This is a genomic window from Kaistella sp. CFF1-2 (assembly GCF_059509915.1).
The window spans coordinates 64,909-86,534 of the sequence record NZ_JCAKLF010000005.1; the positions used below are offsets into that span (position 1 = coordinate 64,909).

At 35.6% G+C, this 21,626-nt stretch carries 19 protein-coding genes; 8 read left to right on the forward strand and 11 right to left on the reverse strand.

The genetic code is table 11. The annotated features are described in order from the left end of the window. Nucleotides 1–83: 83 nt before the first annotated feature. The 5 genes from AC5XHR_RS12245 to AC5XHR_RS12265 are packed head-to-tail and all read right to left on the reverse strand — an operon-like array spanning nt 84 to nt 4,907. Complete coding sequence (locus AC5XHR_RS12245) at nt 84–1,091, reverse strand: vWA domain-containing protein (RefSeq protein WP_495951084.1); 1,008 nt, start codon at nt 1,089–1,091, stop codon at nt 84–86. Beyond that, the gene (locus AC5XHR_RS12250) at nt 1,091–2,095 is read right to left on the reverse strand and encodes a VWA domain-containing protein (protein ID WP_495951085.1); all 1,005 of its coding nucleotides are present in this window, start codon (nt 2,093–2,095) and stop codon (nt 1,091–1,093) included. Before AC5XHR_RS12250 ends, AC5XHR_RS12245 begins: the two co-directional genes overlap by 1 nt. Further along, nucleotides 2,088–2,987 carry a BatD family protein gene (locus AC5XHR_RS12255; protein WP_495951086.1) on the reverse strand — a complete coding sequence of 300 codons (900 nt, stop codon included), beginning with the start codon at nt 2,985–2,987 and terminating at the stop codon, nt 2,088–2,090. Before AC5XHR_RS12255 ends, AC5XHR_RS12250 begins: the two co-directional genes overlap by 8 nt. Before the next feature lie 24 nt (nt 2,988–3,011). Next, nucleotides 3,012–3,875, reverse strand: coding sequence for a DUF58 domain-containing protein (locus tag AC5XHR_RS12260; RefSeq protein WP_495951087.1), 864 nt, complete (start codon nt 3,873–3,875; stop codon nt 3,012–3,014). A gap of 27 nt (nt 3,876–3,902) precedes the next feature. After that, on the reverse strand, nt 3,903–4,907 hold the full coding sequence (locus AC5XHR_RS12265) for an AAA family ATPase (RefSeq protein ID WP_495951088.1): 1,005 nt from the start codon (nt 4,905–4,907) through the stop codon (nt 3,903–3,905). Nucleotides 4,908–5,215: 308 nt separating this feature from the next. On the opposite strand from AC5XHR_RS12265, the gene AC5XHR_RS12270 reads away from it, so the two are divergent. From AC5XHR_RS12270 to AC5XHR_RS12300, 7 genes are all read left to right on the forward strand, one after another. Then, nucleotides 5,216–5,686: a DinB family protein gene (locus tag AC5XHR_RS12270; RefSeq protein WP_495951089.1), complete on the forward strand. Its 471-nt coding sequence runs from the start codon at nt 5,216–5,218 to the stop codon at nt 5,684–5,686. 23 nt (nt 5,687–5,709) lie between these two features. Next, nucleotides 5,710–6,444, forward strand: coding sequence for a 23S rRNA (guanosine(2251)-2'-O)-methyltransferase RlmB (gene rlmB / locus AC5XHR_RS12275; RefSeq protein WP_495951090.1), 735 nt, complete (start codon nt 5,710–5,712; stop codon nt 6,442–6,444). A gap of 57 nt (nt 6,445–6,501) precedes the next feature. Then, complete coding sequence (locus tag AC5XHR_RS12280) at nt 6,502–7,542, forward strand: DUF6263 family protein (protein ID WP_495951091.1); 1,041 nt, start codon at nt 6,502–6,504, stop codon at nt 7,540–7,542. A gap of 14 nt (nt 7,543–7,556) precedes the next feature. After that, complete coding sequence (locus AC5XHR_RS12285) at nt 7,557–7,775, forward strand: hypothetical protein (RefSeq protein ID WP_495951092.1); 219 nt, start codon at nt 7,557–7,559, stop codon at nt 7,773–7,775. Nucleotides 7,776–7,833: 58 nt separating this feature from the next. Further along, on the forward strand, nt 7,834–10,431 hold the full coding sequence (locus AC5XHR_RS12290) for a YfhO family protein (RefSeq protein WP_495951093.1): 2,598 nt from the start codon (nt 7,834–7,836) through the stop codon (nt 10,429–10,431). Further along, complete coding sequence (locus tag AC5XHR_RS12295) at nt 10,431–11,717, forward strand: glycosyltransferase family protein (protein ID WP_495951094.1); 1,287 nt, start codon at nt 10,431–10,433, stop codon at nt 11,715–11,717. The genes AC5XHR_RS12290 and AC5XHR_RS12295 overlap by 1 nt, the downstream gene beginning before the upstream one ends. 89 nt (nt 11,718–11,806) lie before the next feature. After that, nucleotides 11,807–12,829 carry an OmpA family protein gene (locus AC5XHR_RS12300; RefSeq protein WP_495951095.1) on the forward strand — a complete coding sequence of 341 codons (1,023 nt, stop codon included), beginning with the start codon at nt 11,807–11,809 and terminating at the stop codon, nt 12,827–12,829. 72 nt (nt 12,830–12,901) lie between these two features. On the opposite strand, the gene AC5XHR_RS12305 is transcribed toward AC5XHR_RS12300, so the two are convergent. Both AC5XHR_RS12305 and AC5XHR_RS12310 read right to left on the reverse strand, forming a co-directional pair. After that, nucleotides 12,902–13,885, reverse strand: a complete 984-nt coding sequence (locus tag AC5XHR_RS12305; protein ID WP_495951096.1) for a PLP-dependent cysteine synthase family protein — start codon at nt 13,883–13,885, stop codon at nt 12,902–12,904. Nucleotides 13,886–14,018: 133 nt separating this feature from the next. Next, a complete protein-coding gene (locus AC5XHR_RS12310) occupies nt 14,019–15,248 on the reverse strand; it encodes an ABC transporter permease (protein ID WP_495951125.1) in 1,230 nt (409 codons plus the stop codon). 4 nt (nt 15,249–15,252) lie between these two features. Here AC5XHR_RS12310 and AC5XHR_RS12315 point away from each other — a divergent pair, with 4 nt between their 5' ends. Beyond that, a complete protein-coding gene (locus AC5XHR_RS12315) occupies nt 15,253–16,446 on the forward strand; it encodes an exo-beta-N-acetylmuramidase NamZ family protein (RefSeq protein ID WP_495951097.1) in 1,194 nt (397 codons plus the stop codon). Here AC5XHR_RS12315 and AC5XHR_RS12320 read toward each other — a convergent pair. The 4 genes from AC5XHR_RS12320 to AC5XHR_RS12335 form a co-directional block, all read right to left on the reverse strand. After that, entirely contained in the window at nt 16,443–16,646 is a 204-nt protein-coding gene (locus AC5XHR_RS12320; protein ID WP_495951098.1) for a hypothetical protein, read from the reverse strand. The genes AC5XHR_RS12315 and AC5XHR_RS12320 overlap by 4 nt on opposite strands. An 11-nt stretch (nt 16,647–16,657) precedes the next feature. Then, on the reverse strand, nt 16,658–17,305 hold the full coding sequence (locus AC5XHR_RS12325) for a DUF3575 domain-containing protein (protein WP_495951099.1): 648 nt from the start codon (nt 17,303–17,305) through the stop codon (nt 16,658–16,660). After that, nucleotides 17,302–18,483 carry a thioredoxin fold domain-containing protein gene (locus AC5XHR_RS12330; RefSeq protein WP_495951100.1) on the reverse strand — a complete coding sequence of 394 codons (1,182 nt, stop codon included), beginning with the start codon at nt 18,481–18,483 and terminating at the stop codon, nt 17,302–17,304. The genes AC5XHR_RS12325 and AC5XHR_RS12330 overlap by 4 nt, the downstream gene beginning before the upstream one ends. Before the next feature lie 95 nt (nt 18,484–18,578). Next, the gene (locus AC5XHR_RS12335) at nt 18,579–21,527 is read right to left on the reverse strand and encodes a reprolysin-like metallopeptidase (RefSeq protein WP_495951101.1); all 2,949 of its coding nucleotides are present in this window, start codon (nt 21,525–21,527) and stop codon (nt 18,579–18,581) included. Nucleotides 21,528–21,626 lie beyond the last annotated feature (99 nt).

Consider the following 21,626-nt stretch of genomic DNA (forward strand, 5'->3'; position numbering starts at 1 on the left):
AATATCCGTTTAATTGTTAAGAAGTATCGTCTAGAGTGTTAAAATTGGGTTAAAGTCTTTAGTATGATGCTGATTTTAAGGTTTTAAATATTCAAATCACGCTTCGGATTGAACAAATAGATGATTAAAAAGCAGAATAAAGAAACCGCTAGGAAATACTGATAATAATGAATAGCATTATGACTATCTACCATAACCGTAGATGATGTTGTTGAGTTTTTCAAATGGTGTGTTAACTTGCTCACCGCATCTTCCATAGAATTTCCGTCAATGTACGTCCCGCCCGTCTTGCTCGCCATATTTTTCAAAGCATTTTCTTGCCTTTGACTGATTACAGTTTCACCATTTCGATTCATTTTATAGCCCATTAATTGACCATAAAAATACTCGGGAACTGGCGCTCCTTCTTTGGTTCCGACACCAACAGTTGAAATCTGAATTCCTTCTTTTTTAGCTAAATCAATGGCTGCGTTTTCCTTCCCTTCATTATCTTCACCATCGCTGATTAAAACGATTTGTCGAGCTCCTTTCGCCACACCTTTAAATTTCTTCACAGCTGCTTCAATGGCCTTCAAAAAATCCGTTCCTTGAATTTGAACAATCGAGGTTTCGATTCCGGCAATATAGGTTTCTGCAGCAGACAAATCCGTTGTTAAAGGCATAATACTATGAGCGTCGCCAGCGAAAACCACGACACCTACCCGATCCGAACCTAATTTCGGCAAGGTATTAATGACAATATTCTTGGCTTCCGTTAAACGATTTGGCTCAATATCTTCCGCATTCATCGAGTTAGAAACGTCCATTACGAACATCACATTACTCACTTTTTGCTGACTTTTCATTTGTTCTTTTCCCGCCAAAAGATCAATAATAGCAAAGATTAAAAACAAAAATGCAATGAAATATAACGCTGGAAATAGCTTCGAAAAAAAGCCTGTTTTCGGAAATAAATGATCCTGAAAACGTCTGTCTGCAAACTGATTTTTTCGTGCTTTTCTCCAACGAATATAATTCAAAATAAGCCCTCCCAAAACGGGAAGAACCAACAATAAAGCTAAATAGGTGTAATTTCCTAAACTAAACTCCATTATACTATACTCTTATATAAAACCCAACGCAAAAGCGCATCAAAAAGCAATAATCCAAAGGCAATCCAAAGAAATATTCTAAAATATTCTTCGTAATTGAATAAGGTATTGCTCTTCAAATCGGATTTTTCCAATTGATTAATTTCACTATACACATCCGCCAAACTCTGTGTAGAGGTCGCTCGATAATATTTTCCACCCGTAATTTGAGAAACCTCTCGTAAAATTGGTTCATCAATGGTTACTTTGGCTTGGGTAAAAATTAAATCACCCGTGAAACTATCCACAGCAGTTGGCATTAACGCATATCCATTGGTTCCGATACCAATTGTATACACTTTGATGTTATTATTTCGCGCCAACTCAGCTCCCACTAAAGGAGAAATCGCATCTGGAACTGTGTTTACACCATCGGTCATCAAAATCACAATTTTACTTTTGGCTTTACTGTCTTTTAAATGGGCCACCGAAACCGCTAAACCATCACCAATAGAAGTTCCTTGCAACAATTCATTTGAATTAAGTTCTTGGATTTCTTCATTTAAAATCTGATGATCCAAAGTCACCGGAACCTTCGCAATCGCTTCACCTGAATAGGCAACAATTCCAATTCGATCGTTTGGTCTTTTGTTGACAAAATCGACTGCAATTTTCTTCAAAGCTTGCAAACGATCTGGCTCTAAATCTCGTGCCAACATGGAATACGAAACGTCGATCGCCAAAATCATATCAATCCCTTTGGTATCGTCCCGTTCTTGCGAAACTGAAAACGTTCTTGGTCTCGCTAATGCTATAATTAAAGCCGTAAGGATTCCGTATTTTGTTAATTTCAAGATGAATAAAATGAATAAAAAACTCCGGTTCTCCTTCATATTATTGATGGTTGGAACTTTAATTCCCGTCTTTCTTTTCTTGGTAAGATCCCGAATAAAAATAGGAACTAAAAGTAAGAAAAGCAGCAGAAACCAAGGGCTGTAAAACTCAAAATTCCAATTACTAAACATCTTTTCTTAAGTTTTCAAGTTCTACATCCTTAATGGAATTTTTCACCATAGCACGGATGTCGTTCCAATCTTTTTCCATCGTTGCGCTATCTGGGAACGTTTTTGCAAACTTCACCAAATCACCTCTTAAGAACACGTCTTCAACGACTTTATCAGCTTCTTGCGAAATGGAATCTTTGGTTTTCATGTATGCAATCAAATCATCCGTTAACAAAACATTCGCTGGAATATGGTATTGTTGCGAAAGGAAATCACGCGAAATATCAATTAAATCCACATAAAATGAACGATAATCACCACTTTCGATAAAGCCTTTTTTCTTTAAAGCATCTAATTTTTTCAACGTTTGATTGGTCGTCACAATTGGAGCTGATTTTCGTTTTTTACCGTATCTAATTAATAAATACGTGAAAATAATCAATGCAATAACAATCAAAGCCGCCAAAATGTATAATTTGTACATCTGCCAATAATCCTGAATATCAAGTTTTACTTCCTTGTTATTCATGATATCGTTGATTTGATTTTCTTTTTTAGCAGAATTAACGACTTCTATTTTATACGGAACCGTACTTAAAACTTGATCACCAATTTTGATATCAAACTTTGGAATCGTAAATGTTCCTTCTTCGTACACCGCAAATTCAATCGTTCTTTCGTAAATATCAACTTGTTGATTGATAGAATCGCGAATCACTTCAAAATGAAAAGGCAACATCTCATTTCGTGGTGCAATTTGAATTGGTTTTGCCGCTAAATTTTCAATTCTAATTTTATAAATCGCTGGTTCGCCTAAAGACACTTTTTCTTTATCCAAATTAGAATACATCGTTTGTGCGAAAGCAAAACTTCCGAAAAACAAGAATAAAAAAGTGTAAAAAATAGTTTTCATGCGCATCTTAATCAGCTTCATTCCTTATTTAGTTCTGAAATATTGATAAAATTGTTTCACATAATCGTCGCCAGCCTTCAGATTCATATATCCAGCGGAAGCGTTTTTAAAATCTACTCTAACTCGATTGTATTTTTGCTTCTGCTCTTCGGCAAACTGATATCTCCACCGAGCATTGGATGTATTCACCCAAATTTGTTTTCCTGTTTCCGCATCCGTAAATAAGGAATATCCAATATCGGGAATTTCATTGTCTTTATCATCGGAAACGCGAACGCCCAAAACCGAATGTTTTTTGGAAACAACGCCCAATAAACGGGATGTATATTCATCTTCAAAATCAGAAAACATAAAAACAAACGACTTCTTTTTGAAAACATTCATCATATATTCCATGGCTTTATCCAAAGAAGAAACCCCAGGAACATAAGGCGTAGAAAGGATTTGCGATATAATAGAAAGCATATGCTTTCGTCCTTTTTGTGGCGGAACCACTTTATAAACTTTATCCGCGAAAAGAATTAAACCGACTTTATCATTATTCCCGATCGCTGTAAAACCAAGACTAGCGCAGATTTCCGCAACATATTCTCGTTTAAGAGAATATTGTGTTCCGTAATCCATCGATGCCGAAATATCCACCATTAACATTACCGAAAGTTCACGCTCCTCCTCCATGATTTTCACATAAGGTTCTTGGAAACGTGCCGTTTTATTCCAATCGATTCTTCGGATTTCGTCCCCAAATTGGTATTGCCGAACTTCAGCAAACGTCATCCCTTGACCTTTGAACGCACTGTGGTATTGACCCATCAGCGATGCATCGGTCTTTCTTCGAGTAAGAATTTCGATTTGTTTTACTTTCTTGACGATGTCTTTAATATCCATCCTAATCGTAATCTTTTCTAGATAATTTTACGGAGCTTCGATTCGAGCTAAAATACGATCAACAATAGATTCTGATGTTACTTCTTCTGCTTCCGCTTCGAATGTTAATCCGATACGGTGACGCAAAACGTCTTTAGCAACCGCTTTCACATCTTCTGGAATCACAAATGCTCTGTTTTTCAAGAACGCATACACTCTTGAAGCAACAGCTAAGTTGATAGAAGCTCTTGGTGACGCACCAAAACTGATATAATCTTTAATTTCGGATAGACCATATTTTTCTGGATAACGCGTTGCAAAAACCATATCCAAAATATATTTTTCAATTTTCTCGTCCAAATAAATTTGGTTGATTAATTCTTTAGCATCCACAATATTTTGAAGTGAAATAACCGCGTTTACCGTTGGCTGATGTGCCGTAGAAACCATTCGCATTACTTTGCGCTCATCCTCAAATTCAGGATAATCAATTTTACATTTCAGCATAAAACGGTCGCTTTGTGCTTCTGGCAAAAGATACGTTCCTTCTTGATCAATCGGGTTTTGCGTTGCAAGAACCAAAAACGGCTTCGGCAAAGGCATCGTTTCATCACCAATCGTCACTTGCTTTTCTTGCATCGCTTCTAACAATGCTGATTGCACTTTAGAAGGTGCTCTGTTAATCTCATCTGCAAGAACGAAATTCGCAAAAATAGGTCCTTTTTTAATGCTAAAATCATTGTCTTTCACACTGTACATCATCGTTCCGATAACGTCAGCAGGCAATAGATCCGGCGTAAACTGAATTCTAGAAAAATCTCCGTGAACGGCATCTGCAAGCGTTTTAATAGCCAACGTTTTTGCGAGTCCAGGAACTCCTTCCAACAAAATATGTCCATTTCCCAACAAACCAATCAAAAGTCGATCAACCATATATTCTTGACCAATAATGACTTTATTGATTTCTTGTTTTAGAAGGGTGAAAAAATAGTTTTGTTCTTTTACCTTTTCTGTAAGCTGTCTAATATCTTCAGCTTGGTGTAATTCTGCCATAATCTATTTTCAAAATAAGGTGTAAAAATGCGATAAATACAAGCACTTGTCAACACAATTAGTGCCAATTATTAGTTAAAGTTTGTTAAAAATAAACGGATACAAATTTAAAGTAAATCACGTAAATCTAGCCTAAAATACCGATAATAACCTGAGAAATTTTAGAATTTCTGATTTGAAATTCCAAAAGAAAAGCAATGACCTTAACAAATTCTAACAAAACAAGCCTAAAATCGTGATTTTGAAGCCGTATATCTTTGTAATTTTCATTGGAAAAGTCTAATTTTGAAGCCTAAGAACTGTTGAAAATGAATTATCATTTCTTAGCGCATCGAGAAGTACGAAAAAACCTTCTTCAATCGCTACAAAACACCCCTTTGGATGAGCTTTTACTGATTCCAGATGGATTTAATAATAATATGTATTGGAACATCGCACATTGCGTAGCAACCCAACAATTATTGCATTATTATTTAAGTGGAAACCCCTTCCGAATTGATTCGTATTGGGTTGAAAATTATAAAAAAGGAACCTTACCAAACCTAAATGTTTCGGCATCGGAAGTAGAAGATCTTTCTTTTTTGTTAACCGAAACCGCTAAAATTTTGATGAAAGATTACGATTCCGATTTCTTTTCAGATTACACGCCTTACACTACAAGCTTTGGTTTGGATTTGAAAAATATTCAGGACGCTATTATTTTCAACAACATGCACGAAAGCCTGCATTATGGCTATATCATGGCTCAGAAAAGAGCTATAATCGGAGAGAAATTTTAATCCCGATTTGAAATTTAGATTTTATGAAAGACGACTTTATTTTTGGCCTAAGGCCCGTTATTGAAGCCATAGAAGCTGGAAAAACAATAGACAAAATATTTATCCAAAACGGATTACAAGGACCTATTGTGATGGATTTGAAAAAGCTACTTGCCCAACACAACATCCGTGCAAACTACGTCCCTATCGAAAAACTGAACCGTTTTACCCGAAAAAATCACCAAGGAATTGTTGCATTTATTTCGGATATTCCGTTTTATAGTATTGAAGATATCATTCCGCAACTTTTTGAAGAAGGAAAAACGCCTTTTATCTTAATTCTAGACCGTTTAACAGACGTACGAAATTTCGGTGCGATTTGTAGAACAGCTGAATGCGTTGGCGTTGATGCGATTGTTATTCCAGACAAAGGAGCGGCTCCAATTAACTCGGATGCAATTAAAACTTCGGCGGGTGCGATTTACAATATTAAAATTTGTAAAGAAAAAAATCTAGCGCATTCCGTTGATTTTCTGCAACAATCGGGAATTTCCGTTTTCGCTTCAACAGAAAAGGCGCAAAAGTTGATATATGAAACGGACTTCAAAGAACCATGCGCTATCGTGATGGGAAATGAAGAAACCGGAATTTCGAAAGAAGTGATGCATCATAGCGATGAGAAAATTAAACTTCCGATTGTAGGAAAAACGCAATCGTTGAACGTTTCCGTCGCTTGTGGAGCTGTACTTTACGAAGTTGTCCGCCAAAGATCATGTTAAGAGAAACGAATTTTTGTTTCTCGAAGTATAACGCCTAAAAGGCACTAAACCAATTGAATGAAAAAATTAAGTGTTTTCGCAATTCTTTTAACATTAGTTGTTTCTTGTAAAAAAGAAACCAAAACAGTAACCAAAGTAGATCCCGAAACTGGAAAAACGGTCCAAGTTGAAGTTCCCGTTGAAGAAAAAGATCTTATTGCTATAACAGATTCGGCAGGAATCTACAAACAAACTTTCCTTTTAGAAAAAGGGAAAACATATCCTTTTATCTCTTCTCAGAAAGATGTTACGAAGATTACGGCTCCGAATGGCCAATCGCAAAGTGTAACGAGCGAAAGCACCGATGAAGTAACTTTTACGGTTGATGGAATTACCAATGATATTTACGACATTACGATCAATTTCATCGGTAAAAAAGCAACGCAATCAGGAGGTGGAAAATCGGTAAGTGTTGATACACGAACTGCAGCACCTAAAGATGAAGGTTTGAAGAATAAATGGACGATGGACAAAGCGCTTACGGGCAATACTTTGAAAATGAAAATGTCCAAAGCGGGGAAAATCATTTCAATTACAGGTTTTGATCCTATTTATGCTAAAGTAAATACGGCGTTAGGTCAATTAACGAAAGATGCGAAAATGAAAACCGAATTGTTAGCTGAAACTAAAAAAGGCTTCAACGAGAAGGTTTTGAAAGATCAGTTCAGCAAAAACATTATGGTTTTACCTGAAAAAGGAGCGAAAATTGGTGAAAAATGGTCGCATTCTGAAAACGCGAGCGCTGATGGTAAAATTAAATTAACATCCAATTACACTCTTAAAAGTGTAGAAAACGGAATTGTTGAAATTTCAGTTCAAGGTGGAATTCCTAAACAAGCGGATAAACAAACGCAAAACGGCGTTACGCACAGTATGTCATCCGTTTTGAACCAAAATGGAACGATTAAATACGACCAAAATTCCGGTTGGATTACCAACCAAAACATTACGGTAAAAACAACACAAACGGAAGCAATGACCGACGGAAAACAATCTCAAAGTATGTCTTCAGAGACTACATCTAACATCATTGTAAACCCTGTTGTGGCAACAAAATAAAGTAATAAATCATCATGAAATTCGTTTTAGAATTAATACTCGCAACTATCATCATTTTCTTTGTTTGGAACATTATGAAAAGACTTTTCTTTTCGAGTTTTTATAAGTTTCCAAAACAGAATCCGCAGCAGCAAAAACCCGCAGAATCGAAAAAAAATATCGATAAAAATCTGAAATGGGATGCCGAAACGGTCGATTATGAAGAAGTAAAAGAGGAAAAACAAACGAAATAATTCTTATAAATCCTTTCAAAATAGTATTTTTGGAAGGATTTTTTTTAACACGCTTATTATGCTTAAAAACAAAAAGAATTTACTCTTTATTATTGGGAGTCTTATTTTCTTTATTATCGTTGCTTATACGTATGCAAGTCCGGTTATTAGCGGGAAACAATTGTTTCAGCACGATATTATTCAATATAAAGGTGGAGCCAAAGAGCTTTTAGATTACCGCGCTCAAAACGGAAAAGAAACGTATTGGAGCGATTCTATGTTCAGCGGAATGCCGACGTATCAAATGGGTTCTCAGTTTCGTGGGGATCTAATTAAGCAAATTGATAAAGTGATTATCTCTTTTCCAAAACCAGTTAACTATCTCGTCCTACTCTTTTCAGGGTTTTTCTTTTTAGGAATGGTTGCCGTTCGCAATTGGAAATACGCTCTTTTAGGCGCAACATTTTTTGGATTGTCTACATATTTCTATATTCTTATTGCAGCTGGACATAACGGAAAACTACATACCATAGCTTATTTCGCACCACTATTGGCGGGGATTTTATTGGTTTATATTCGTAAAAAATATATTTGGGGATTCATAGTTACTACTCTATTTATGGGCTTGCAAATCACAGCGAGTCACCCTCAAATGACGTATTATTTATTTTTAGGATTAGGATTTTTATTTCTTTCTGAACTCATTAGAGCGTTTCAAAAGAAAACGACGTGGAAGCATTTTCTTACATCAACAGCCTTAGTTGGTGTAGCTTGTATTCTAGGGGTAGCGATGAATTCACAACGAATTATGGCTAATGCTGAATACGTTAAAGAAACCGTTCGTGGAAAGCAAATTTTAAATACTGACAAACATTCCGATGACAAAACTGGAATGGACAAACAAAGCATCCTAAATTGGAGTTACGGAAAAGTGGAAACACTAAACCTATTCATTCCAAGATTAATGGGTGGCGGAAGTCAAGAAATTGGCTCCGAAAAAATTTCGGAAGGTTTGCAGTCTAAAATCATGGAAAATGTAAGTTCTGAAGAAGAATACAATCGTTTGTTGCCAAGAATCTCACAAGGACTTTCAGGAAGTTTAACCTATTGGGGGGACCAACCTGGAACTTCAGGACCGGCTTATCAAGGAGCCATCGTTGTTTTCTTAGCGATTTTAGGATTCTTTTTCGCTTGGAAAAAATACCGCTATTGGATTTTAGGAGCAACGATACTTACCATTGGACTTGCTTGGGGAAGCAATATGCTTTGGCTTTCTGATTTGTTTATAGATTTTGTTCCAATGTACAACAAGTTCCGTGCGCCGTCTTCTATTTTAGTAGTAGTTGAATTACTATTTCCTTTAATTGCGACTGTTGGATTGTACCGATTCTTCAACTCCAATTTGGAAACGGAAACGCAAGAAGCAAACATTTTAACTTTCGAATACAAAAAGAAAACGCTTTTCATTGTAAGTGGAATCGTTTTAGGAATCACATTACTTCTTTTAGTTTTCGGAAAATCAATTTTAGGTTTTTCAACGAGCAATGAAAGAACCTATCTTCCTCCTTTTTTATTAGATTATTTGGTGGATGAACGCTACCAAATGTTCCGCGAAGACGCTATTAAAGCTCTTTTGTATGTTGCTGTAGTTGCTGCTACTTTATATTTCGCATTGATTAAAAAATTAAATACCAACGTTGCGTTACTCGTTATTGGTTTAATCAGTTTTTTCGATTTGTGGAGCGTTAATAAGCGTTACTTAAACAATGACAATTTCGTTGATCAAATTTTTGCCGAAGAGCCTTTCCAAACCGAAAGTTCAGATTTATTGGTAGAAAAAGCAGGCTCCAATCCGAATCTTCAAAGTGTTTTGAAAGCCGTTCCGGTAAACAAAACGTTGGACGATATTACTAATCACGACAAGTCGCATTATCGTATTTTCAACCAAACATTGGGAATTTTTAATGAAACCAATACATCGTATTTCAAATCATCAATTGGAGGTTACAGTGCTGTAAAACTGAGACGTTACGACGATTTGATTAATGAATATTTCTATTCTTCGGACACGACGAGACAACAACAAATTCCGGAAATCCTGAATATGTTGAACACCAAATACATCGTTGGAGGTTCTACAGAGCAGCCACAAGTTCAAATCAATCCGCTTTCCAATGGAAATGCGTGGTTTGTTACGGATGTTAAATTTGTCAACACGCCGAATGAAGAAATTGACCTTATTGGGAAAACGATAACAAAACGAACAGCTATTGTAAATGTTGCTGACAAAGCTTATTTCAACGGAAAAAACTTAGCAGCCGATTCTACAGCGCAAATTACATTAACAAAGTATGCTGCTGATGAATTGGAATTGAAAACTCAAAGTAAAACGCCTCAGTTAGCTGTTTTTTCTGAGATTTATTATCCTCTTGGTTGGAAAATGTTTTTGGATGGAAAGGAAGTTCCGTACATCAAAGCAAATTATTTGTTGAGAGCAGTGCATGTTCCGGCAGGAAATCATCAATTGAAAATGGTATTTGAACCTCAAGTTTTAACGACAGGTAAAACCGTTTCCATGCTAGCTTTTGGTTTATTTATACTTCTTTCTGCAGGAGGTTTATACCTTCTTTATCGTGGAAAGAAAAAAGATGAAAATGCAGAAATAGCGGTTTCGTAATGGCGGAAAACAAAAAAGTTCTCATTGTTACCTACTATTGGCCACCGGCAGGCGGTCCAGGCGTTCAGCGTTGGTTGAAATTCGCGACGTATCTTCCTGAATTTGGTTGGGAACCGATTATTTATACTCCAGAAAATCCAAGCTATCCTTTGGTAGACGAATCGCTTTTACAAGAAGTTCCTAATGGAATTAAAATGGTTAAAACCAAGATTTGGGAACCCTATCAATTGGCTGAAAAACTCAATAAATCTAATAAAAAATTCAAGGGAGGTCAATTCGATGTTGGTGAAAATCAAAGTTGGAAATCGAAATTATCCATTTGGGTACGAGGAAATTTTTTCATTCCCGATGCACGTGTATTTTGGGTAAAACCTTCGATTTCGTTTTTGAAAAAATATCTTCACGAAAATCAAATTGATACGTTGGTAACAACAGGACCGCCCCACTCTATGCATTTGATTGGTTTAGGATTAAAAAAAGAACTTCCGAATCTGAAATGGATTGCTGATTTTCGAGATCCGTGGACGGAAATCTCGTATTACAAACATTTGAAACTCACCAAAAGTTCGGATGCGAAACACCGAAGACTAGAAAAAGAAGTTTTTCAAAATGCGGATATTACGTTAGCCACCAGCTTTTCCGATGCAGAAAATTTTAAGAAAAACGGTGCAAATGCAGTTTGTATCACGAATGGATTCGACCAAAATCCAAATTCAACAAATGTAAAATCCGATTCAGATTATTTTTCGTTGAGTTATATTGGTGTTTTAGAGCAGTTGCGAAATCCAGAAATTCTTTGGGAAGCAATCCATGAACTCCGAAAAGAGAACTCAGATTTTGCAAAAGACTTTAAAATTACTTTTGCAGGCCGTGTGGATGAGAAAGTTCTCAATCAATTAAACGAACTTCAATTATCAGATTCAATTATTAATTTAGGATATCTTTCGCATCAAGAATCGGTACAAATAATGCAAGAAGCCAACCTTTTATTGATTACAAATTTTCCAGAAAGTGCTTCCAAAGGAATTATTCCTGGAAAGTTGTTTGAATATTTAGCGACTGGAAACCCGATTCTTTCTTTTGGACCTAAAGACGCGGATGTTGCACAAATTCTAAATGAAACCAAAGCTGGAAATCATTTTTATTACGCTCAGAAAAAAGAAGTAAAAAGCTACTTGCTACAACATTACAATCAATGGAAATCAAAATCGGAAACTTCTAAAAACTCTTCTATTGATCAATATTCTAGACGAAATTTAACAAAGAAATTAACAGAGATTTTATAGTTTATCCTTCAAGTTTTCACTTGCAATTTTACATGAAATTCACATTTTTTATTCATTTTTATTTATACATTTGAATAAAAGAACTGAAAATGAAAATTGTAAAAATGACCCTTATTGCGAGTTTATTCCTCGTAATTTCTTGTAAAAAAACAGAAAACCAAACCACAACAACCCAAACAGACAGCAGTCAAGTAAAGCAAGATTCTTTAAACAATACAAATACCAGCGCTGGATTTGATGAATCAACCATACCGAATGCTACAGCGGATATGGGAGAGTTTCCTTATTTCACTATTCCTGAATGGGTAAATGACAAGTCGAGTTACGGAGGTGATCGAAATACCGATTTCGGAAAACTTGAAGTATATACTGGAAATGGTTTCCAAAAAGTAGAAGGACCTGTTTTTTCAAAATCTTACACAATGAGTGATCCAAAAGATCCGGGAAGAGGAACTTGGGACGAATATAAATTTACTCAAGCTTTTTCTAAACATTTTGAAAGCTTAGGTGCGAAGAAAATTTGGGAAGGAAAAATTCCTGAGGAAGCGAAAAAAGCATTAAATACAGCTAATAATCGAGATGATTATTTTTATACATTCGGAACGCCTCAGCAAGAAAACATTGTGGTTTACGCAGTAAAAAACAATGGAAAACCGACGTATTTTGTGATCTCCACCAACTCTTCTTATGGAGCTATTAACGTTGGCGAAAGTGGCGAATTAAAACAAGATATCGGAATTATTAAATCCGATCAAATTCAAAAAGATCTTACAGAGAAAGGAAAATCCGTACTTCACATTAATTTTGACACAGATAAAGCGACGTTAAAACCGGATGGACAAAATGCCGTTTCGGAAATTGCAAAAGCATTAAATGCAGATTCAAATCTAAAAATTGATATCAACGGATATACGGACAATACTGGAAACGAGCCTCATAATGTGCAACTTTCTAAAGATCGAGCGGCGGCGGTTCTTAACGCTTTAGTTTCGAGTCGCATTGCAAAAAATAGAATGAACTCCAATGGTTTCGGGTCTAAAAATCCAATAGCGGACAACACTTCAGAAGCTGGAAAAGCAGAAAACAGACGTGTCGAATTGGTTAAAAAATAACAACCTCGTATACTTAAAAAAACAAAAAAGATGGACTAAAGTCCATCTTTTTCTATTTTATCTCGATTAATCTTAATCTAACCAACCTTGCTCTCGCATCCATTCGTCATTGTAAATCTTCGCTACATAACGACTGCCGTGATCGTGCAATAAAACAACAATCACATCATCTTTCGTAAATTGATCTTTCATCTGAACTAACGAAGCTATAGCACTTCCAGCAGAATAACCACAGAAAATTCCTTCTTCCAAAGCCAGTTTACGAGCATAGATTGCGCCATCTTTATCGGTTACTTTTTCAAATTGATCAATCACTTTCATATCGTAATTTTCCGGAATAATATCTTCACCAATTCCTTCCGTAATGTATGAATAAGCATGATCGTAATGAATTTCTCCAGTTTCATGGTATTCTTGAAGAATAGAACCGTACGTATCCACACCAATAACTTTAATATCTTGATTTTTCTCTTTGAAAAACATACCACAACCCGTAATCGTACCTCCGGTTCCAGCTCCAGCAACAAAATGCGTTAATTTCCCTTCCGTTTGTTCCCAAATTTCAGGCGCTGTTTGTTCGTAATGTGCTGTTCTATTAGACAAATTATCGTATTGATTTACATACCAACCGTTTTCTGTTTCCGTTGCTAAACGCTTAGAAACCGAATAATATGAACGAGGATCGGTCGGTTTTACATCGGTTGGACAAACAATAACTTCGGCTCCAACAGCACGAAGAATATCGCATTTTTCTTTCGATTGTTTCGAATTGGTAACAAAAATACACTTATACCCTTTTACAATAGCCGCAAGAGCAAGTCCCATTCCTGTATTCCCAGAAGTCCCTTCAATAATGGTTCCACCAGGTTTTAGACGACCGTCTTTTTCTGCATCTTCAATCATTTTTAAAGCCATACGGTCTTTCACTGAATTTCCAGGATTAAAGGTTTCAACTTTCGCCAAAACCAAAGCTGGAAAATCATCACCTAAAACTTTATTTAGCTTTACTAATGGGGTATTCCCAATAGTTTCAAGGATGTTATTTGCAAACTTCATTCTCTAATTTTAAAGATCACAAAGATACGGCTTTAAGTCGAAAAACCTATTTTTGACGGGTATTAGAGTGTATTTCAGAATTTTAATCAAATCCTAAATTACATCACTATAAATCAAAAAATAATAAGAAATTTTAACTGTATTTAATGGATTTCACAGGGGAAATCTTGCTGATTAAATAACTTGGTAAAATCAACGAAATTGCTGAAACCAGTAATATTCCTGCAGAAATTCCAAAGATGTAAACTGGATTAAGATCCACCGGAACTTTACTTACATAATAGTTCTCTGGATTTAAGCTAATAACTCCAAAAAACTGTTGAATAAGTAACAATCCAATTCCGATTACGTTTCCAGCAATCAGCCCTGGAATCATAATAATAACGGTATAATTGATGAAAATAGCTCGAATTTGTTGGTTGGTTGCACCCATCGTTTTCAAAAGTCCAATGGAATTGGTTCTTTCAATGATGAGAATTAATAAAACCATGATAATATTAATCACCACGACTAGCAACATAATGGCAATAATTAACCCAATATTTGTATCAAAAAGATTGATCCAATCAACGATTTGCGGAAAACGGTCCGTAATTTTTTCGGCATAATTCTTATAACCAATCAGGTTTTCAATTTGCGGAAACGCAGAATCAATATCTTCAACATCCTTTAAATAAACTTCCAAACCACCAACTTGATTATCTTCAAAACCTTGAATACGACGCGAATGTTTAATGCCACCAATCACATATAAATCATCCAACATCTTAATGTCGGTTTTGTAAATCCCCGCAATTCTAAACTTTCGATACACCGGTTTTTCATTTTCCTTTGAAAAAATAGCCACAACACTATCATTCAATTTTTTATGAAGATCGCTTGCAATCTTTTGAGAAACCAAAACATCATTGGTAACTTCCTTATCTAAAAATTTGGGTACGTCGCCTGAAACAAGAAATTTCTTGAAATTATCTTTCTGAAAATCATTTCCAACACCTTTAAAAATAATGCCGGCAAAATTATCTTCTGTTCTTAAAATCCCATTCGTATTCACAAAACTTTGAACATTACGAACTTGAGGAAGATTTTTTATTTGGTCTAACTTCAAACCATTTTGCTCTAAAACAGTTGAGTTATAGGAAGAATTGGAACGATTTGACTTGATGGTAATTTCACCACTAAAATCTGACAAACTGCTTTTAATTGCTTTCTTAGAACCAAGTCCTGTGGAAACCGTAATTAAGGAAACGATGATGCCTAAAGCAACAGACAGCCTACCAATGAAGACAATCACCCGTGAAAGGTTATTTTTAGTATCTTTGGCTGTAGCGATTTTTCGTGAAAAATAGATAGGAAATTTCAAATCAATGACTTTACGCTTCAAATTTATCAATTTACTTTTTATATCCCTAATTTTTTTGGGAAGCATTCGTGTTCAAGCTCAAACAAATTCTGATGTTTGTTATAAAACAGGTGCCGATCGCTCAGAATTGTATCTTCCGATGCTCAAAAATAAAACCATTAGTGTCGTTACCAATCAAACTGGTTTGATGAGTGACAAAACCCATTTGGTGGATTTCCTTGTGAAGAATCAGGTTAAAATCAAAAGTATTTTTGCCCCTGAACATGGTTTTCGTGGAAATGCCGATGCTGGCGAACATGTAAAAAGTGGTGTTGATGCGAAAACGGGTTTACCTATTGTTTCATTATATGGAAATAATAAGAAACCTTCTGCAGAGCAATTAGCAGGAATTGACATTATCCTATTTGATATTCAAGATGTTGGCGTTCGTTTTTATACGTACATTTCAACTTTAGCCTATGTTATGGAAGCCGCAGCAGAGAATAACAAGCAAGTAATTGTGTTGGATCGACCAAATCCCCACGATGGATATATTGATGGACCAATTTTGAAATCTGCTTGGACGAGTTTTGTTGGAATGCATCCTGTTCCTGTCGTTTACGGATTAACGATAGGTGAATACGGATCTATGGTGAATGGTGAAAATTGGCTAAAAAATAATGTAAAAGCGAATTATACAGTAGTTCCGATGCAAGGATATCATAAAAAGAATCGGTATCCAATTTTGGATCGTCCTTCACCAAACTTACCCAATGATGTTTCAATAAACTTGTACCCATCCTTATGCTTTTTTGAAGGAACTCAAGTTTCTGTAGGACGAGGAACGGATTTACCATTCCAAATTTATGGTAGTCCTTGGACGAAAAATATGCCGTATCAATTTACTCCAAAACCAAATTATGGTGCAAAAGATCCTTTCTTGAATGGAAAACTTTGTTACGGTGAAAACCTTTCTCAACAAGGAACAGACTTACGTTCTTTGAACTTAAATTGGTTGTTAAAATCGTATAAAAGCTACAAAAATCCAAAGCAAGACTTTTTCTTGAAAAATTTTTTTTTCGATAAATTAGCTGGAACCGATGAATTGAGAAAACAAATCATTGCAGGAAAAACCGAAGCTGAAATCCGATCTAGTTGGCAAAAAGGGCTATCCGATTTTGAAAAAATTCGTTCTAAGTATAGAATTTATCCAGACTAATCGAAATTGTCGTGAGGCTTATCATCTTTCGCCTTGTATAAAATAAATATACCAATACTTAATCCTACAACGCCTGCAACTGCGGTCAATAAAGCTCTTTCCAATTTATCTGGAAGGTCATTCCCAAGATAATTCATGGCAAATAAAATGGCAAAAGTGATAACACAAAGGATAATATGTTTTGTCCCGAAAAGTTTCATGTTTTAATGAATTAGTTTAGTTTGTAAGTAAGCATTAATCCGCCTTTGTAAGGAAGGATTTCACCGCTACGATTCCACTCTCTATTTTTGGTTTCGCCAACATTGTCATATCGATCCCCTGAAAGTTTGTCATAACCTTTATAGAAACCTTGTGAAGAACCTATGCCTAAATACAAATCTAAGTTCATTTTGTCATTAAGTTTAAACTGATACCCGCCAACAACTCCAACTATAACAGTCATTCCACGTTGATATAGATTTTTTGTTAAATAAGGGCTGGTTTCACCATTTTTGAAAACATAATAACTATTACTATTATAGTTCCATTTTTGAAGTTGGAAGGCAGCGACTGAAACATTAGCTCCAACATAAAATTTTTCAAAAGCTTTTGAAAAATAATATCGAGCATCAAGACCAACCATATAAATTTGTGCATAACGATTGGCAAAGGATTTCCAAGGTGATACAAAAACTTCCCCTTGTAGAGTCATTTTTGGTGAGATTTGCTTTTCCACAGCTCCGTTAAATACTAAAACAGGTGCAAAAAGAATATTCCCTTTTAGATGAGTTTCATAATTTTCTTTTGAGATTTCCTGCTCTTGTGCTAATGCGGAAACCGAAGCCAAAGCCAAGCATCCCAAAACGATTTTTTTTATCATTTATTAATGTCTTTTATTAATTGATCTATTTCTGTTGTACTTAAGTTATTTTGCTTTAAAATAGTTACTAACTGGTCTGCATACATTTTCGCCTCCTCTTTTTTACCATTTTGATAATACAATTTAGCAACTAATAGCAAAGCATCTGTATTCGGACCTTTCATAACAACCTTTTCCGCCCATGTCAAAGCTTGTTTAAGTTGATCTTTATCTTTAGAATTTTGACTGTACTGATAGGCCGCTAAATAAAGTTCATTCGCATCAAAACCTTCGCCATCTTTGTACAATTTTGAGGCTACTTTTGAGAATTCGGCAAAATTCCCCGTTCTTGAATAAAATTTAACTTTGAAACGATCTGCAAAATTATCTGCTTCTTCTTTCGCTACCACTTTATAGGCTTCTTGAAGAAATTTATCTTCATGAAATTGGTTGGCTTTATCATCAAAATTTTTGTTCAATAGCGCATTTAGCTTGTAATTCACATCCATCTGCTGATATTCTTGCTCCGAAACAAATTTTAAAATTTCTTTTTTAGCATTAACAAAAACGCGATAATTAGGATCTTCTGAAGTTCTCAAAAAATAGATTAACATCATTAGCTCTTGTTGCGTGAAAGCAGGTTCTTTTTTTCTTTGAAAATATCTTTCTGAAACTTGCTTTGCAAAAGCAGGGTCAGTTTGGTAATTCTGCACAAATAAGTCAAACAAAAATGCAGGATCAGATTCTCCTTTTTCAAAACGTTGACGCATTGTAAAACCGCCTTTAGCGTTAGCAATTACATTTTTTCCAACTTGTAAAAACTCTGCTTCTTCCTGGTATCCTAAAGATTTATGCACCACTTCTCCGTCACCATTTAAAAACAAAAATGTTGGATAGGAAAAGACTTGATACTTCTTTGCAATCTCACGACCTTCACCTTTTTCCATATCAAATCGAGCGTTGATAAAGTTTTCATTGTAAAAATTGCGAACGTTTTCTTTCGGGAAAACATTTTTTTCCATCATTTTACATGGTCCACACCAAGCTGCAAAAGCATCCATAAAGATGATTTTCTTTTCTTTCTTGGCCTTTGCTAAAATCTCACTAAACGTTTTATCTTCAAATTGAATACTTTCTTGGGAATACAAAACACTTGTAAAACCTAAAAAAAGCATTAAAAAAATGGACTTCAATTTCATGTTTGAAAAATTAAGCTGCAAAGATACGCATTATTAAAAAATGAGGAACACCAAAGAAAAAAGAGCATTCAACAGAAGCTCTTTTCTCAATTTTATTATTTTTTGATAAACTTGGTTCGAATTTTATTTTGATCTTTTTCAACAATCAAAACGTAAACCCCGCTTTCTAGTTGGTTAATTTTAATTTCTTTGGAAGTTGCACCTTTCAAGACTAATTGACCAGACATGCTATAGATTTGATAGTTCACTTCATCTTTTAACCCTGCAATATTCAGGATATCTGTCGCCGGATTAGGATAAACTCGAATACCTTTCTCCACTGCCGTATCATCAACACTCAAATTATTGGTTATCCAAACACTATAATCTTCTACCTCACCATCATCAAAACTAGCACAAGGATCCGTATGGTTTGCTTGATAACGCATAACAACACGCATTTTCGTTGCCTTTCCATCTGAATACGCATTCGCTGGAACGGCAAAAGTAACTTTCTCTGGCGATAATGCATTTGGTGCTGTACTCATTATTTTTTCACTGGCATCAAAAACACCATCACGATTAAAATCGATCCAAACACTGATTGCATCACGATACGAAGCCGTTGGCCAAGCTTTCGATACTGATATTGTATTCGCAGTAGAACCTTTTACTAATTTAATTTCTTTCGACAAATCTTTTGAAAAATCAGTGTATGTAGAAGCGCCAGAATTATTCGTCATAACGTTTAATCCATCTTCAGGTGTTACAACAACTTGCGAAATGTACTCACTGTCAGAACTTGCACTTGATATTGCACAATATGTTAATCCTAAAGTTCTGAACTGTTTTGTAGGTGAGAATGCACCTGGTGTACCACTACATACCGCATTTACTTGATATTCATACAAAATTCCTTCTTCTAAACCTGTTAATGTATAAAAAGGAGTTGTTACATTTGGAACAACAGTCCAAGTTGAATTTCCCGATTTTCTATAATTTAAGGTATACGTTGCATTTTGAATTTGTCCCCAAGAAACCATAGCTGAAGTACCTGTTAAATTACTTTCAGATAATTCTTTTGGTGCTGAGCCATCACATACTTGCATTGTTTTTGTCGTAGCAGGAGAAACCGCATAGAACACATTATCTAAAGCAGATACTCGAATAAACAAAGCTTGATTTGTTGTAAGATTTGGAAAATTTGCGGTTGCATTTCCTGTATTTGGAGTTGAAGCGAGAACTGTAGTCCAAGTTGTTCCGTTATCAATTGAATAGTCAATTTTCACATTAGCTACGTTATACGGAGCATTATTTGTGTTGGCAACATTCCAAATAATTGACGTTGGAAAGTTATTGTAAACACTTTTTGTATCAAGGGTAAATGGACCATCAGATCCAACGGTAATTTTCTGATTCGCAAAATTGGTTTGCTGTTGTGACACATTCGGATTATTATCTCGAACGGTCACTCTAAAATTTAAATCTCTAGCCACATTGGAAACTGCTTCCCAATCGGATTTACTAGCTAAAATCCCTTGCAGAACCAAAGCTTGTTTTGGAAAATAGCGTGTAGGCGTAGAAGTTCCCATAATTGATCTAAATTTTGGTCCTCTCGTATTATTTACGGTAACATCCGTAATCGGCGTGGTTGCTGCATCAAACTGTTCCCAAGTATAGGTTAACGGATCATTTTCGGCATCTGTTGCGGAAGCTGTTAAAGCAAATGCTGTCCCCTTAGGAATTGTTCTAGTTGGCAAAGGCGTAATTTGCGGTGGATTGTTCGCAATAGGCGTACTAACCTCACAATTTTGCGTATTCACATAATTTTGAACTTGCTCTATACTAATTGCATGAAAATATGGATCCGAATGAGCTTGAACATTATAATTTGTAATTCCAGCATACCCCATAATGGTTGAACCTGATCCAGGCTCCATATGTGCGACGCTTCCCGTGTGAATCTCTTGTGAAAATGTATGCCATGCTCCAAATTGATGTCCCATTTCATGGGCCACGAAATCAAGATCAAAAGCATCACCAAATGGCTGGTCATTTACTGCTGGAGATGTTATTCCCGCTCCTTTCGAAGTTGCGTCGGTTGTACTTGCTGGATTTCGACAAACGTTTCCAATATCGCCTGCAAAACCGCCACCACCACGATGCCCAAAGAAATGCCCAATATCATAGGCTCCATTTCCAATAGTGTTTGTTAAGGTTTGTTGAAGCTCAAGATTCCATGCGTCAGGAGCATCACCACCTGAAGTTAAATTAGAATAAGGATCTGTTGCAGCATCGGTATAAATAAGTTGCGGAAAATTTTGAACCGTCATGTGAATTGCAAAATCTTTCTCGAAAACACCATTAACACGTGTCATTGTTGCGTTAATTTGAGCCAAAGCACCAGCAACGCCATTAAATAGAGCCGTGTATTCTCCATTTACCGAAATCGCTAAACGATAATTTCGAAACTTTCGATCGCTAGAAAAAGTAGATTCTGTTTTAGAATCATATGCTGTTGTTTTAGCCGATGTACGTTTTGATTTTGAACCTTCACCAATAAAATCATGCGTTCTACATTCGAAAGATTGCCCTTTTACAATGCCTTTGGGCGACTTTGGAAAAACCGCATATACTTTTTTATCTTTTGACTGGGGTTCTATAAACTCAAAATTTCCATCCTTCATAATCATGGATTGGAAATCGTTCGGAGCAATAGAAAATCGTATTGATTTCGTGGGATCATCAATTCCAACTCCAGAATACGAACCCAACTGATATTTTTCTTCTAAAGCTACATCCATTACAGGAAGGCTATACACCTGAAAACGCTCAATTTCGCCATTTAAAGTAGGAACCGAAATTATCGTTCCACGAGCTCCTTTTCCCATTTTTGAAGCGCCTTTTAACTGGGATCTTAATTGATCAATATCTAAAGAATAATGCTTTTTTGGGGTAACTTCTACTCGTCTTCCCGCCGACGGAGCACCAACAGGCGCCCACTGTGCAAAAGCAGTCGAAGCAAAACCAGTCACAAAAAGAAAGGAAAAATATAGTTTTTTCATATTTGTATTTCGTTGAAATAATTTGTCAAAGATACCTAATCTTCAATTATGATTTAAAGAGGATATTTATTTTTAAGATAAAATTGAAAAAGAAGAAAA